Origin of the sequence: Streptomyces coeruleofuscus (assembly GCF_039532725.1) — a bacterium.
Lineage (GTDB): Bacteria > Actinomycetota > Actinomycetes > Streptomycetales > Streptomycetaceae > Streptomyces > Streptomyces coeruleofuscus.
The window spans coordinates 97,586-111,681 of the sequence record NZ_BAAASE010000013.1 but is presented as its reverse complement, the minus strand read 5'-3'; the positions used below and the strand labels follow the sequence as shown (position 1 = coordinate 111,681).

Sequence of the window (14,096 nt, the reverse complement as noted above, 5' to 3'; positions counted from 1 at the left end):
AACACCGCCATGCGCACCGTGGTGGAACGCGAACTGGAGCTGGAACTCGTCCTGTCGCCGCAGCGCCGGATCCCGGTGCCGGCCCGGCTCGGGTATGTCACCGACGATCCGTACGCCGTGCACGTCACCTTCCACATCGACTCCGCGCACCCCGTGCACTGGACGTTCGCCCGGGACCTGCTGGTGGAGGGCGTGTTCCGGCCGTGCGGGCGGGGGGACGTGCGGGTGTGGCCGGCGAAGGCCGAGGGGCGCGGCGTCGTACTGGTGGCGCTGAGTTCACCCGACGGGGACGCCCTGCTGGAGGCCCCGGCGGCGCAGGTGTCGGCTTGGCTGGAGCGCACGCTGCGGGTGGTCCCGCCGGGGAGGGAGGGTGAGCAGCTCGGTCTCGACGACGAACTGGACCAGTTGCTCGCCCAGTGAGGCCGGTGAAGTCCGTGAAGCCGGTGAGGACCCGGCCGTCAGAACAGCTTGCCCGGGTTCAGGATGCCGAGCGGGTCGAAGGCCTGCTTGACGGCCCGCTGCATCTCCATCCCCACCGGGCCGATCTCACGCGCCAGCCACTCCTTCTTCAGCACCCCGACACCGTGCTCGCCGGTGATGGTGCCGCCGAGTTCCAGGCCGAGGGCCATGATCTCGTCGAAGGACTCGCGGGCGCGCCGGGACTCGTCGGGGTCGGCCGGGTCGAAGCACACCGTCGGGTGGGTGTTGCCGTCCCCCGCATGGGCGACGACCCCGATGGTGAGCCGGTACTTCTCGGCGATCCGGTCGACCCCTTCGAGCATCTCGGCGAGCCGGGAGCGGGGCACGCACACGTCGTCGATCATCGTCACGCCCTTGACCGCCTCCAGCGCGGTGAGCGACAACCGCCGTGCCTGGAGGAGCAGTTCGGACTCGGCCGCGTCGTCGGCCGGTACGACCTGGGTGGCGCCGGCGGCCTCGCACAGCGCGCCGACGGCGGCGAGGTCGGCGGCCGGGGCCGTGGTGTCGAAGGCGGCCAGGAGCAGGGCCTCGGTGCTCTCCGGGAGGCCCATCTGCGCCATGTCGTTGACGGCCTTGACCGTCGTACGGTCCATGAGTTCGAGGAGTGACGGGACGTGGCCGCCCTCCATGACGCGGCACACGGCGTCGCAGGCGGCGGCCGCGGAGGCGAACTCGGCGGCCAGCACCAGCTGCTCGGGCGGCTTGGGACGCAGGCCGAGCACGGCCCGTACGACGATGCCGAGCGAGCCCTCGGAGCCGACGAACAGCCGGGTCAGGTCGTACCCGGCGACGCCCTTGGCGGTGCGGCGGCCGGTGGACATGAGCCGCCCGTCGGCCAGCACGACGTCCAGCCCGAGGACGTACTCGGCGGTGACCCCGTACTTCACGCAGCACAGGCCGCCCGAGGCCGTGCCGATGTTGCCGCCGATGGTGCACATCTCCCAGCTGGAGGGGTCCGGCGGGTAGTACAGGCCGTGTTCGCCGACGGCCCGGGACAGGGCGGCGTTGATCACGCCGGGCTCGACGACGGCGACGCGGTCGACCGGGTTGATCTCCAGGATCCGGTCCATCCTGGTCAGGGAGAGCACGATGCAGCCGTCGGAGGCGTTCGCGGCGCCGGACAGTCCGGTGCGGGCGCCCTGCGGGACGACCGGGACGCGCAGGGCGGTGGCGGTGCGCATCACGTGCTGGACCTGCTCGACCGTGCGGGGCAGGACGACCGCTGCCGGGGCGCCGGCCGGACAGAAGCTGGCCATGTCGTGGGCGTAGGAGGCCGTGACGTCGGGGTCGGTGAGGACCGTCTCGGCGGGCAGGCCGCTGAGCAGGAGGTCGACGAGGTTGCCGGTCGCTGCGGTGTCCGCGCCTTCGGAGCTGGGCGCTTCGATACGGCTCATGATCACAGGTTCGCACCCGGGGCCATCGGTGTGAACCCCGTCGGCGGCACCCTTCACCTGCCCGGGTGTGGTCGTCGTACTGACGCACAGTGATCGTCATGGAGAACCAGCAGGAGGGTCCGCGGCGGCAGCAGAGCAGTCCGAGGGGCCGCTTCCGCACCCGGCGTGTGGTGCTCGGCTGCGTCGCGGGGTGTGCCGTGCTCGGCGGGGTGCTGGTGCTGGTGCCGTGGGAGCGGCCCGCCGAGCCTGCTCCGCCGTCGCCGGGGGCGCTGGCCATGGCGGCGGTCACCACCGGGGTGCCGGCCGCGCTGCCGGATCTGGCGGAGCTGATCGGCGAGCGGGAGAAGCGGCTGCGGACGCATCCGCGGGACGCGCGGTCCTGGGCGGTGCTCGGGGCGGCCTACGTGGAGCAGGGGCGGCGGCTGGCGGACCCGGCGTACTACCCGCGTGCCGAGAAGGCGTTGCGCACGTCGCTGAAGGTGCGGCCGCGGCGGAACACGCGGGCCCTGGCCGGACTGGCCGCGCTGGCCAACGCGCGCCGGGACTTCCCCGCCGCGCGCCGCTGGGGCGAGGCGGCGCTGAAGCTGGAGCCCCGGCGGTGGACGACGTATCCGCTGCTCATCGACGCCTACACCGGGCTCGGCGAGCAGGCGGCGGCCAAGCGGACGCTGGACCGGCTGACGGAGCTGCGCTCCGGGCCTGCCGTGCTGGCGCGGGCCGCTGCCGTCTACCGGGACCGGGGCTGGCGGGAGGACGCGGCGGCCGCGCTGGCGGACGCGGCGGCGGGCGCGCGGACACCGGCCGAGCAGGCGGCCTATCTGGAGCGGGCCGGTCAGCTCGCCTGGGAACGCGGGGACCTTCAGGACGCGCTGCGGCACTTCCAGGAGGCGGTGCGCCTCGACCCGGACCAGCGGGCCGCGCAGGCCGGGCAGGGCAGGGCCCTGGCGGCCCTGGGCCGGACGACGGAGGCGCTGAACGCGTACCGGGTGGCTCTCGCCGAGCAGCCCTGTCCCCGGTACGCCCTGGAGCTGGGCGAGCTGTACGAGTCGCTGGGGATGCCGGAGGCGGCCCGGGTGCAGTACGACCTGCTGCGGGAACGGGTCCGGGGCGCCGCCGCGGGCGGGGCCGACGAGGAGCTCGTGCTGGGGCAGTTCGAGGCGGACCACGGCGATCCGCGAGAGGCGGTACGGCGGTTGCGGGCGGAGTGGCGCCGCCAGCCGGGGACCGAGGTCGCCGACGCCCTGGGCTGGGCCCTGCACCGGTCCGGGGAGCCGGAGAAGGCGTTGCGCTTCGCGGTGCGGGCGACGGAGAGCGGGCACGGGGGCGGGGTGCGCAGCGCGGTGCACATGTACCACCGCGGCATGATCGAACGGGAGCTGGAGCGGTACGGAGCGGCCCGGCGGCACCTCGCGGAGGCACTGCGCATCAACCCGCACTTCTCGCCCCTGCACGCGCCCGCGGCGCGGGCGGCTTCGGAGGCGTTGGGGGAACCGCCGGACGAGGAGCTGCCGGAGCCGGCGGAGGAGTGAGGCGTGCGGGTGCCCCGTGACACCCGCACGAGCTCACAGGGGCGATCGGGTCACAGGTTGCCGCGGCGTGCCTGCTCGCGCTCGATCGCCTCGAACAGGGCCTTGAAGTTGCCCTTGCCGAAGCCCATCGAGCCGTGGCGCTCGATGATCTCGAAGAAGACGGTCGGGCGGTCCTGGACCGGCTTGCTGAAGATCTGCAACAGATAGCCGTCCTCGTCGCGGTCGGCGAGGATCTTCAGCTCGCGCAGGGTGTCGATCGGCACCCGGGTCTCGCCGACCCACTCCCCCAGCGTGTCGTAGTAGGAGTCGGGCGTGTTCAGGAACTCCACGCCGGCCGCGCGCATGGTGCGGACCGTCTGGACGATGTCGTTGGTGTTGAGCGCGATGTGCTGGACGCCCGCGCCGCCGTAGAACTCCAGGTACTCGTCGATCTGGGACTTCTTCTTGGCGATGGCCGGCTCGTTGATCGGGAACTTGACCTTGAGCGTGCCGTCGGCGACGACCTTCGACATCAGCGCGCTGTACTCGGTGGCGATGTCGTCGCCCACGAACTCCTTCATGTTCGTGAAGCCCATCACCTTGTTGTAGAAGCCGACCCACTCGTTCATCCGGCCGAGTTCGACGTTGCCGACGCAGTGGTCGATCGCCTGGAAGGTGCGCTGCGCGGGCGGCTCGACCATCGGCTGGGCCGCCACGAAGCCGGGCAGGTACGGGCCGTCGTAGCCGGAGCGCTCGACGAGGGTGTGGCGGGTCTCGCCGTACGTGGCGATCGCGGCCAGGACGACCGTGCCGTGCTCGTCCTTCAGCTCGTACGGCTCGGCCACCGAGCGGGCGCCGTGTTCGAGGGCGTAGGTGTACGCGGCGCGCGCGTCCGGCACCTCGATGGCGAGGTCGACGACGCCGTCGCCGTGCTCGGCCACGTGCCGGGCGAGGAAGTGGCCCCAGTCGCTGGACGGCTTGATGACCGAGGTGAGGACGAAGCGGGCGGAGCCGTTCTCCAGGACGTAGGCAGCGGTCTCGCGGCTGCCGTTCTCCGGTCCGGAGTAGGCGACCAGCTTCATACCGAAGGCGGTGGAGTAGTAGTGCGCCGCCTGCTTGGCGTTGCCCACGGCGAAGACGACCGCGTCCATTCCCTTGACCGGGAAGGGGTCGGCCTGCCGGGCGGTGTCGGGAGTGTGGTGTGTGGTCTGCGTCATAGCCGCAGGGTCTCCCCGCTCGGCAAGGTGCGCAATAGTTTGCGTTTCCGCTGGGCAATCTGTTCAGCAATACGGCCGTATCTACGGCGCTTCTGTACAGGATGACCATGCCGGGAGGCTGCTGTGGCGATCGATCATCTGGACGGCCGGATCATCCTGCTGCTGGCGCGGGAGCCGCGGATCGGGGTGCTGGAGATGTCCCGGCGGCTGGGCGTGGCCCGCGGCACGGTGCAGGCGCGGCTGGACCGGCTTCAGTCGAACGGAGTCATCCGCGGCTTCGGCCCGGAGGTGGACCCGGCGGCGCTCGGCTACCCGGTCACGGCGTTCGCGACGCTCCAGATCCGGCAGGGCCAAGGCGCCGACGTACGGGCCCACTTGGCGACCGTGCCCGAGGTGCTGGAGCTGCACACCACCACCGGCAGCGGGGACATGCTGTGCCGGCTGGTGGCCCGCTCGAACGCCGATCTCCAGCGTGTGATCGACCGGGTCGTCGGTTTTGATGGCATCGTCCGGGCCTCCACGGCGATCGTCATGGAGAACCCCGTTCCGCTGCGGATCATCCCGCTGGTGGAGCAGGCCGCGGAGGAGACCTGAGTCGTGGGGTGAGCGCGTGTGAACTTCTGGGAGTATCTGGCCGGCCGGCACCAGCAGCTGCTCACGGACGCCTACCAGCACGCGAGCGCCGTCTTCCAGTGCATGGTCGTCGCGACCGTGCTCGGGGTCCTGATCGGCGTCGCCACCTACCGCAGCGAGTGGGCCGGGAACCTCGCGACCACGGCCACCGCCACCGTCCTGACCGTCCCGGCGCTCGCGCTGATCGGGCTGCTCATCCCGGTCGTGGGCCTGGGCGTGGCGCCGACGGTGATCGCGCTCACGCTGTACGGGCTGCTGCCGGTCGTGCGCAACGCGATCGTCGGGCTGCGCGGGGTCGACCCGGCGCTGGTGGACGCGGCCACGGGCATCGGGATGTCCCGCCCGGCCCGGCTGCTGCGGATCGAGCTGCCGCTGGCCTGGCCGCCGATCCTGACCGGGATCCGGGTCGCCACCCAGATGCTGATGGGCATCGCGGCCATCGCGGCGTACGCCTCGGGACCGGGCCTCGGCAACGTCATCTTCCGCGGACTCGCCTCGCTGGGCAGCGCCAACGCGCTCAACCAGGTCCTCGCGGGCACGCTCGGCATCATCGTCCTGGCGCTGCTGTTCGACGCCGCGTACGTCCTGATCGGGCGGCTGACCATTCCCAGGGGGATCCGTGCCTGAGACCGACGGCCACGGGGCCTCCATCGAGCTGGAGAACCTGACCAAGCGCTACCCCGGCGGTGCGCAGCCGGCCGTGGACAACGTGAGCATGGAGATCAAGGCGGGCGAGGTCGTCGTCCTCGTCGGCCCCTCGGGCTGCGGCAAGTCAACCCTGCTCAAGATGATCAACAGGTTGATCGAGCCGACCGGCGGCCGCATCCGCATGGGCGGTGAGGACGTCACCGACATCGACCCGGTCGGGCTGCGCCGCAAGGTCGGCTACGCCATCCAGTCCGCCGGGCTCTTCCCGCACATGACGGTCGCGCAGAACATCGCGCTCGTACCGCGAATGATCGGCTGGCCGAAGGCCCGGATCAGGGCGCGGACCGAGGAACTCCTCGACCTGGTCGGCCTCGACCCCGGCGAGTTCCACGGCCGCTACCCGCGCCGGCTCTCCGGCGGCCAGCAGCAGCGCGTGGGCGTGGCACGGGCCCTGGCCGCCGATCCCCCGGTGCTGCTGATGGACGAGCCGTTCGGGGCGGTGGACCCGATCACCCGCGAGCATCTCCAGGACGAGCTGATCCGGCTCCAGCACGAGCTGCACAAGACGATCGTCTTCGTCACGCACGACTTCGACGAGGCGATCAAGATCGGCGACCGGATCGCCGTCCTGCGCGAACGCTCCCACATCGCGCAGTTCGACACCCCGGAGGCCATCCTCACCAACCCGGCGGACGACTTCGTGTCCGGTTTCGTCGGCGCCGGGGCGGCGCTGAAACGGCTGAACCTGACCCGCGTACGGGACGTGGAGATCACCGACTACCCGACGGTGACGATCGACGACCCCTTGCAGCAGATCTTCAACCGGCTGCGGGCCGCCGGCACCAACGAGGTCCTGCTGCTCGACCGGCGCGGCCGCCCCTACAAGTGGCTCAGACGCGGCGACCTGATGCGGGCCCGGGGCTCGCTGGCCCGCGCCGGGACGCTGGTGCACGACACGGTCACCCGGGACGCGACCCTGCGGGACGCGCTGGAGGCGGTGCTCACCGACAACACCGGGCGGGTGGCGGTCACGGGACGGCGCGGTGAGTACACCGGCGTCGTCGACATGGAGACGCTCCTCAACTCCGTGCACGACATGCTGGAGGCCGACCGGCTCGACGCGCTGGAGCACCAGCACGAGCTGGAGGAACTGCGGGTGGCGCAGACGCACGCGGAGCAGGAGGGCGGCGGGAGCGTCACGGGCGTGGGCGGCTTCGGAGGGACGCGGTGACCGCTCCGGGGCAGGTGCGCACCGCCCCCGAACCGGCGGGCGAAGACGAGGCCGAGGCGCCCCGGACGCCACCCGGCCCGCCGCCCCGGCGCGTCGGCCGGCAGAAGCTGACCGTGCTGCCCGCCGTCCTGATGGCCGTGCTGCTCGCCACCTGGCTCTGGTTCGAGCAGGCCGACCTGGACGCGCTGTCCCGGAACGCCCTGTCGGGCGGCCAGGTGTCGAAGGCCCTGTGGCAGCACATCCAGCTGACCGCGATCTCCACGTTCTTCGTGCTGATCATCGCGATCCCGCTGGGGATCCTGCTGACCCGCCCGGCGTTCCGCAGGGCCACCCCGGTGGCGATGGCGTTCGCCAACATGGGCCAGGCGACCCCCGCGATCGGCCTCCTGGCGCTCCTCGTCATCTGGCTGGGCATCGGCCGCAGGGCCGCCCTGATCGGCATCATCGTCTACGCCGTCCTGCCCGTGCTGTCGAACACGATCACCGGCCTGAAGGCGAACGACCCGACGCTGCTGGAGGCGGCGCGGGGCATCGGCATGTCGCCGGTGGGAGTCCTGACCCGGGTGGAGCTCCCCCTGGCGGTTCCGCTGATCCTCGCGGGCGTCCGCACGGCCCTCGTCCTGAATGTCGGCACGGCGACGCTGGCGGTCTTCGGCGGGGGCGGTGGACTGGGCGTGCTGATCACGACCGGGATCACCAACCAGCGGATGCCGGTGCTGGTGCTGGGCTCGGTCCTCACGGTGGTCCTGGCGCTGCTGGTGGACTGGCTGGCCTCGCTGGCGGAAGTGCTCCTGCGGCCCCGGGGGCTCCAGCCGTGAGGCGGCGGATGTGCCTGGCGGCAGCAGCGGGACTGCTGGTCGCGGGGTGCGGCCTGACCAGCGGCTCCCCCATGGCGGACGATGTGCGGCCCGGGTCGGTCGGGCGCGGCGAGCCGCTGAAGGGCGCGCGTCTGACGGTGACGTCGAAGTCGTTCACCGAGGGGCTGATCCTCGGCGCGATCATGGGCATCGCCCTGGAGGCGGCCGGCGCGGAGGTGCTCGACCGCACGGGCATCCAGGGTTCCATCGGCAGCCGCGAGGCCGTCCGCAAGGGCGACGCCGACGCCGGCTACGAGTACACGGGCACGGCCTGGATCACGTACCTGGGGCACAGCGAGCCGATCACCGATCCGCGCGAGCAGTGGGAGGCGGTGCGGAAGGCCGACGCGGTGAACGGGCTGGCCTGGCTGCGGCCGTCGTCCCTGAACAACACGTACGCGCTCGCGATGAACCGGCAGAACGCGGAGAAGTACGGCACGAAGACCCTGTCGGACGTGGCGAAGCTGGCGGAGTCCGACCCGGGGGCGGTGAAGCTGTGCGTGGAGGTCGAGTTCGCGAACCGGGCGGACGGGCTGCCGGGCATGCAGCAGGCGTACGGGATGAAGCTGCCGGCGCGGAACGTCACGCAGATGGACACGGGGATCATCTACACCCAGACGTCCCAGGGGAGTTGCCCGTACGGGGAGGTGTTCACCACCGACGGGCGCATCGAGTCCATGAAGCTGGCGGTCATGGCGGACGACAGGAAGTTCTTCCCCAACTACAACGCCGCGCCGATGATCAACGCGAAGACCCTCAAGCGGTGGCCGGCGATCGCGGACGTACTGGACCCGGTGACGGCGAGGCTGAACAACACGATGGCGCGGGCGCTGAACGCGAAGGTGGATGTGGAGGGGGAGGATCCGCATCAGGTGGCGCTGGAGTGGATGGTGGAGGTGGGGTTGGTCAGGGAGGGGTGACTTACAAAGGACCCGTTGCAAAGCTCCCTTTGCAACGCTATCTTTGCATCGTGAGCGAGCCCGAGAACACACCCGTACGGCAACTGGACGCCCGGTCTTTGCGCGGACTGGCGCACCCTCTCCGGATGCAGCTGCTGGACGCCCTGCGCTTCGGCGGCCCGGCGACGGCCTCCCAACTCGCCCAGAAGCTGGGCGAGTCCAGCGGGGCCACCAGCTATCACCTGCGCCAACTCGCGGAGTATGGCTTCGTCGAGGACGCCCCCGAGCACGGCAAGGGACGCGAGCGGTGGTGGAAGGCGGCTCACCACGGCCTCCGATTCGACGACGCCCTGCTCACCGACTCGGACCCGACCGTGCGCGGCGCGGCGGACATGTACCTCCACGAGGTCGCCACCACGCAGACCCGGGACCTGTCGACCTGGCTGGGAAACCGCGACTCATGGCCCGAGGAGTGGAGCCGCTCCTGGGACATGAGCAGCGCGACCCTGCGACTGACGCCCGAACTGACGCGGGAGCTCGTCGAGAAGATGCACGCGCTCGTCGATACGTACCGCGACCGCGCGACCACCGAGGACACACCCGGCACCGAGCAGGTCCGCCTCCACACCCACGCCTTCCCGATCAGGACGGACTGAGATGCACCCCGACCTCCACCTCACCCTGCACCACGCCCGCGCCGCCGAACTCCGTGCCGAAGCCGGCGTCCCGCGCCCCACCGCCCGGAACAGACATGGCCTCCGCACCCGACTCGGCTGGACCCTCGTAGAGGTCGGATTAAGACTCGCCACCCGGCCGGGGACGGCAGCCGCAGCCCTCTAGCAGCTGGGCACGGATCCCTTCCCCGTCTCCAGAGCCACCAGTGAGCTCACCGTGCTCTTCAGCGTGGTCACCGGGATCAGCCGCAGCCCCTTCGGCAGCTCGGCGCGCGCGTCCGCGCACTCCGCCTTCGGGACGAGGAACACGGTCGCACCGTCACGCTTGGCCGCCTGGGTCTTGAGGGCGACGCCGCCCACCGCCCCGACCGTGCCGTCGGCGGCGATCGTGCCGGTGCCGGCGATGACACGGCCCCCGGTGAGATCACCACCGGTGCCGTCACCGTCGAGCTTGTCGATGATCCCCAGGGAGAACAGCAGCCCGGCACTGGGCCCGCCCACGTCCGCGAGCTTCAGGCCGACCTTGACGTCCTTGTCGTCGAGGCCGAGGTGGTTCAGCGCGGCCTGCGTCGCCGCGTCCTGGGACTGCTTCATCTGCCTCTCGTTGTGCCGCTCGATCTCCTGGACCGTGTCGCCGCTCGGGTAGATCGCGTCGCGCGGCATGACCGCCCGGTCCGTGCGGAACCAGCTGTCGAGGATGTCCGGGAGCGAGACCCGGGTGTCCGGTGAGGTCGCCACGATGGTGGTCATCCGCAGCTGGCCACGGGTGTCCCGGACCGGCGCCCCCGAGATGGTGATCACCGGGGCGCCCTTGTTCTCCCCGAGCACGTTCGTCGTCTGGCCGGGCTGCGCCACCGAGAACGGCAGCGGCGCGAACACCGCCGTGGCGAGCAGAGCCGCGACGGGCAGGGCGCAGACGGCGATGGCCTGGGGACGCGTGAGGCGAGAGAACACGGGATCAATCTAACTCGGGCGGGGGAACCGGCCGGGCCCAGGTCACCCGGGGCCCGGCAGGAGGGCTCCGTGAGGGGCCCACACCCGTCAGCGCAGCGCGTCCGCGACCTCTCGTGCCGCCTCGACGACCCTGACCCCCACCCGTTCCGGCACCACGTCCGCCAGCATCACCACGCCCACGCTGCCCTCGACGCCCGTCACGCCCAGCAACGGGGCCGCCGCCCCGCACGCGCCGGCCTCCAGCTCCCCGTGGGTCAGGGTGTAGCCCGGGTCCGTCATCGGGTGCTGCCGGGCCGCGAGGATCGCCTTGCCCGCGGCGCCCCGGTCCAGGGGGTGCCGGAACCCGGCCCGGTAGGCGACGTGGTAGTCCGTCCAGGTCGGCTCCACCACGGCCACGGCGAGCGCGTCCGCCCCGTCGACCAGGGTCAGGTGCGCCGTCGCGCCGATGTCCTCGGCCAGCGACCGCAGCGCCGGCATCGCGGCCTCGCGTACCAGTGGGTGGACCTGCCGCCCCAGACGCAGCACCCCGAGCCCGACCCGGGCACGTCCGCCCAGGTCACGGCGTATGAGCGCGTGCTGTTCCAGCGTGGCGAGCAACCGGTACACAACGGTCCGGTTGACGCCCAGTTTGAGGGAGAGCTCGGTCACGGTCAGCCCGTGGTCCGTGTCGGCGAGCAGCTTGAGGACGCGCAGTCCCCGGTCGAGCGTCTGGGAGGTCTCCGCGGTCACGACGCCCACTCCTTAGTGGTGAGGTCGGCGGCCCTCTGGCGGTCGGATGCGTCACCGAGTCCCGTCGGCAACGCGCTTCAGAGGCCGCCGATCGGCCGGCGGCCCGGCCTGTCCGGGCCGCGTCGCTTCACGGCTGCGCTCCGCGGCGGCGTTGCCACGGGGCGTATGCGTAGCCGGACATTAGCGAAGGGGGTTCGCTGAGCGGAAGGCTCCGTCCAGAATCCGGGCACACGTCGGGGTCGACTGGCACCCTTTGCCCGGATACGTGCGACACGGGACTCATCGGCCCCAGTGAGTACACATGACACCCGCACATACGGAAGGGCCGGGCTCGGCCCGGCCCTGTGACGACGCCCGGCGTCACTTCATCCGCGTGGCCCACTCCTGGACCTTGGCGATCCGCTGCCGCAGCTGCCCCGCCGTCGCCTCCGCCGCCGGAGGCCCCCCGCACACGCGCCGCAGCTCCGTGTGGATCACGCCGTGCGGCTTGCCGCTCTGGTGGACGTACGCGCCGACCATCGTGTTGAGCTGCCGCCTCAGCTCCATCATCTCCTTGTGCGAGACGACCGGCCGCCGCTCGGCGGGCACTTCGAGCAGGTCGGCCTCCTCGTCCGGCTTCTTGCGGCTGTGCGCGATCTGCCGGGCCTGCCGCTTCTGGAGCAGCAGCTGGACCTGGTCGGGCTCCAGCAGTCCGGGAATGCCGAGGTAGTCCTGCTCCTCCTCGCTCCCCGGGTGGGCCTGCATGCCGAACTCGGCGCCGTTGTACATGACCCGGTCGAAGACCGCGTCGGACTCCAGCGCCTCGAAGGGCAGCATGTCCTGCTCGCCGGTGTCCTCGTCCTGCTCCTTGTTCGCCTCCTCCATCTCCTTCTCGGATTCGGCGTACGGGTCCTCCTCGCCCTCCTTCTTGGGCTTGTCGAGGACGTGGTCGCGCTCGCGCTCCATCTCGTTGGCGAAGGAGAGCAGGTCGGGCACGGTCGGCAGGAACACGGAGGCCGTCTCGCCGCGCCGCCGGGACCGCACGAAACGCCCGACGGCCTGCGCGAAGAACAGCGGCGTCGAGATGGTCGTCGCGTACACGCCCACCGCGAGCCGCGGCACGTCGACGCCCTCGGACACCATCCGCACGGCGACCATCCACCGGTCGTTGTTCGCGCTGAACTCGTCGATCCGCTCGGAGGCCCCGGAGTCGTCGGACAGCACGAGGGTCGCCTTGCTGCCGGTGATCTCCCGGATGAGCTTGGCGTACGCGCGGGCCGAGTCCTGGTCGGAGGCGATGACGAGCGCACCGGCGTCCGGGATGGCCTTGCGCACCTCGGTCAGGCGCTGGTCGGCGGCGCGCAGCACGGCGGGCATCCACTCACCGCGCGGATCCAGGGCGGTCCGCCAGGCCTGGCTGATGGCGTCCTTGGTCATGGGCTCGCCGAGCCGCGCGGCGACCTCGTCACCGGCCTTGGTGCGCCAGCGCATGTTGCCGCTGTAGGAGAGGAAGATGACGGGCCGGACGACGTTGTCGGCGAGGGCGTTGCCGTAGCCGTAGGTGTAGTCGGCGGCGGACCGACGGATGCCGTCGTTCCCCTCCTCGTACGTGACGAAGGGGATGGGGTTGGTGTCGGACCGGAAGGGCGTACCGGTCAGGGCGAGCCGGCGGGTGGCGGGCTCGAAGGCCTCCAGACAGGCCTCGCCCCAGGACTTGCTGTCACCGGCGTGGTGGATCTCGTCGAGGATGACCAGGGTCTTGCGCTGCTCGACGCGGTTGCGGTGGAGCATCGGCCGCACACCGACACCCGCGTACGTCACGGCGACCCCGTGGTACTCCCGGCCGAGCGGCCCGGCGCTGTACTCCGGGTCGAGCTTGATGCCTATCCGGGCCGCGGCCTCGGCCCACTGCTTCTTCAGGTGCTCGGTCGGAGCCACGACGGTGACCTGCTGCACGACATGGTGGTGCAGCAGCCAGGACGCCAGCGTCAGCGCGAAGGTCGTCTTGCCGGCGCCGGGGGTGGCGACCGCCAGGAAGTCCCGCGGCTGCTCCTGGATGTACTTCTCCATCGCGCCCTGCTGCCAGGCGCGCAGCTTGCTGGCGGTACCCCAGGGGGCGCGGCCGGGGAACGCCGGGGACAGGTGGTGCGAGGCAGAGCTGGTGCCGGCGGTGGTAGTCACGGTCTCCGTTGGGGGTCGGGCGGCTCGTTCGAGGGAGCCTGACGGCTCGGCTACGTATGACAACCGGGCCACCCTACCGGCGGCCCACCACTGCTCATGCGCGGACCAGGCCCGGTCACACCAGGGTGGGATCCACGTCACAGCCGCCGCAGGCGCTCGGCGATGAGGCGGATGTCGCTCTCGTCCCCGGAGGCGACATCGATGACCAGGGCGTACGCGGTGTCCTGGTCGCAGCCCGTGAGGTCGACGCCGTTGACCCCGAGGAAGGTCGCGGCGGCCAGCCAGGCCGTGCGCTTGTTCCCGTCGACGAGGGGGTGGTTGGTCGCGACGGCATGCAGCAGCGCGGCCGCCTGCTCGTGCAGGTCCTCGTAGGCCGCCGTGCCGAACATGCGGGCGCGCGGCCGGTGCACGGCGGAGACGAACAGCCCGTTCTCCCGGACTTCGGGGTCACGCCCGCCGAAGGCGATCCGGGCGATCGTCGTGACCTCCGCGACGGTGAGGTGTCTGGTCATTCGCCGAGCCTGCGCAGCAGATCGGCATGCGCGCCGGCGAGCGACTCCGCCGTGCCCCGCACCGCCGACGACTCCCGCGCCAGCCGGTGCAGTACGGCGTCCAGCGCGATGTCCTCGGGGAGGCGGCCGGTGGCGTCCGCGAGGTCGTCGAGCTCCTGCCGGACGTGCGGCGGGAGGGGGATGGTCAAGTCGGTCATGCC

At 71.6% G+C, this 14,096-nt stretch carries 16 protein-coding genes; 9 read left to right on the top strand and 7 right to left on the bottom strand.

Annotated features, from left to right (window positions below; all coding sequences use genetic code 11):
- Positions 1 to 9: 9 nt before the first annotated feature.
- Entirely contained in the window at positions 10 to 420 is a 411-nt protein-coding gene (locus ABFX81_RS36480) for an SsgA family sporulation/cell division regulator (protein WP_086842356.1), read from the top strand.
- A gap of 38 nt (positions 421 to 458) precedes the next feature.
- Here ABFX81_RS36480 and ABFX81_RS36475 read toward each other — a convergent pair whose 3' ends face one another.
- Positions 459 to 1,880: an FAD-linked oxidase C-terminal domain-containing protein gene (locus tag ABFX81_RS36475; protein WP_086842354.1), complete on the bottom strand. Its 1,422-nt coding sequence runs from the start codon at positions 1,878 to 1,880 to the stop codon at positions 459 to 461.
- Positions 1,881 to 1,972: 92 nt separating this feature from the next.
- Here ABFX81_RS36475 and ABFX81_RS36470 point away from each other — a divergent pair, with 92 nt between their 5' ends.
- Positions 1,973 to 3,403: a tetratricopeptide repeat protein gene (locus tag ABFX81_RS36470; protein ID WP_086842360.1), complete on the top strand. Its 1,431-nt coding sequence runs from the start codon at positions 1,973 to 1,975 to the stop codon at positions 3,401 to 3,403.
- A gap of 50 nt (positions 3,404 to 3,453) precedes the next feature.
- Here ABFX81_RS36470 and hppD read toward each other — a convergent pair whose 3' ends face one another.
- A complete protein-coding gene (hppD, locus tag ABFX81_RS36465) occupies positions 3,454 to 4,599 on the bottom strand; it encodes a 4-hydroxyphenylpyruvate dioxygenase (RefSeq protein ID WP_086842352.1) in 1,146 nt (381 codons plus the stop codon).
- A gap of 123 nt (positions 4,600 to 4,722) precedes the next feature.
- Here hppD and ABFX81_RS36460 point away from each other — a divergent pair, with 123 nt between their 5' ends.
- The 7 genes from ABFX81_RS36460 to ABFX81_RS36430 are packed head-to-tail and all read left to right on the top strand — an operon-like array spanning position 4,723 to position 9,707.
- Positions 4,723 to 5,193: an Lrp/AsnC family transcriptional regulator gene (locus tag ABFX81_RS36460; protein ID WP_020277695.1), complete on the top strand. Its 471-nt coding sequence runs from the start codon at positions 4,723 to 4,725 to the stop codon at positions 5,191 to 5,193.
- A gap of 18 nt (positions 5,194 to 5,211) precedes the next feature.
- The gene (locus ABFX81_RS36455) at positions 5,212 to 5,859 is read left to right on the top strand and encodes an ABC transporter permease subunit (RefSeq protein ID WP_086842350.1); all 648 of its coding nucleotides are present in this window, start codon (positions 5,212 to 5,214) and stop codon (positions 5,857 to 5,859) included.
- Positions 5,852 to 7,111 carry a betaine/proline/choline family ABC transporter ATP-binding protein gene (locus tag ABFX81_RS36450; RefSeq protein WP_086842348.1) on the top strand — a complete coding sequence of 420 codons (1,260 nt, stop codon included), beginning with the start codon at positions 5,852 to 5,854 and terminating at the stop codon, positions 7,109 to 7,111. Before ABFX81_RS36455 ends, ABFX81_RS36450 begins: the two co-directional genes overlap by 8 nt.
- Positions 7,108 to 7,929, top strand: coding sequence for an ABC transporter permease subunit (locus tag ABFX81_RS36445; RefSeq protein ID WP_086842346.1), 822 nt, complete (start codon positions 7,108 to 7,110; stop codon positions 7,927 to 7,929). The genes ABFX81_RS36450 and ABFX81_RS36445 overlap by 4 nt, the downstream gene beginning before the upstream one ends.
- Before the next feature lie 8 nt (positions 7,930 to 7,937).
- Entirely contained in the window at positions 7,938 to 8,888 is a 951-nt protein-coding gene (locus tag ABFX81_RS36440) for a glycine betaine ABC transporter substrate-binding protein (protein ID WP_086842344.1), read from the top strand.
- Positions 8,889 to 8,935: 47 nt separating this feature from the next.
- Complete coding sequence (locus tag ABFX81_RS36435; protein WP_428837252.1) at positions 8,936 to 9,523, top strand: ArsR/SmtB family transcription factor; 588 nt, start codon at positions 8,936 to 8,938, stop codon at positions 9,521 to 9,523.
- A gap of 1 nt (position 9,524) precedes the next feature.
- The gene (locus ABFX81_RS36430; RefSeq protein ID WP_086842342.1) at positions 9,525 to 9,707 is read left to right on the top strand and encodes a hypothetical protein; all 183 of its coding nucleotides are present in this window, start codon (positions 9,525 to 9,527) and stop codon (positions 9,705 to 9,707) included.
- On the opposite strand, the gene ABFX81_RS36425 is transcribed toward ABFX81_RS36430, so the two are convergent.
- From ABFX81_RS36425 to ABFX81_RS36405, 5 genes are all read right to left on the bottom strand, one after another.
- A complete protein-coding gene (locus tag ABFX81_RS36425; protein WP_086842340.1) occupies positions 9,704 to 10,495 on the bottom strand; it encodes a S16 family serine protease in 792 nt (263 codons plus the stop codon). The two genes, ABFX81_RS36430 and ABFX81_RS36425, sit on opposite strands and share 4 nt — an antisense overlap.
- A gap of 87 nt (positions 10,496 to 10,582) precedes the next feature.
- Positions 10,583 to 11,224: an IclR family transcriptional regulator gene (locus ABFX81_RS36420; RefSeq protein ID WP_086842338.1), complete on the bottom strand. Its 642-nt coding sequence runs from the start codon at positions 11,222 to 11,224 to the stop codon at positions 10,583 to 10,585.
- Positions 11,225 to 11,584: 360 nt separating this feature from the next.
- Complete coding sequence (locus ABFX81_RS36415; protein ID WP_279545618.1) at positions 11,585 to 13,384, bottom strand: DEAD/DEAH box helicase; 1,800 nt, start codon at positions 13,382 to 13,384, stop codon at positions 11,585 to 11,587.
- A gap of 137 nt (positions 13,385 to 13,521) precedes the next feature.
- Positions 13,522 to 13,896 carry a type II toxin-antitoxin system death-on-curing family toxin gene (locus ABFX81_RS36410; protein WP_086845618.1) on the bottom strand — a complete coding sequence of 125 codons (375 nt, stop codon included), beginning with the start codon at positions 13,894 to 13,896 and terminating at the stop codon, positions 13,522 to 13,524.
- Positions 13,893 to 14,093 carry a hypothetical protein gene (locus ABFX81_RS36405; RefSeq protein ID WP_086845616.1) on the bottom strand — a complete coding sequence of 67 codons (201 nt, stop codon included), beginning with the start codon at positions 14,091 to 14,093 and terminating at the stop codon, positions 13,893 to 13,895. The genes ABFX81_RS36410 and ABFX81_RS36405 overlap by 4 nt, the downstream gene beginning before the upstream one ends.
- Between the last annotated feature and the right edge of the window lie 3 nt (positions 14,094 to 14,096).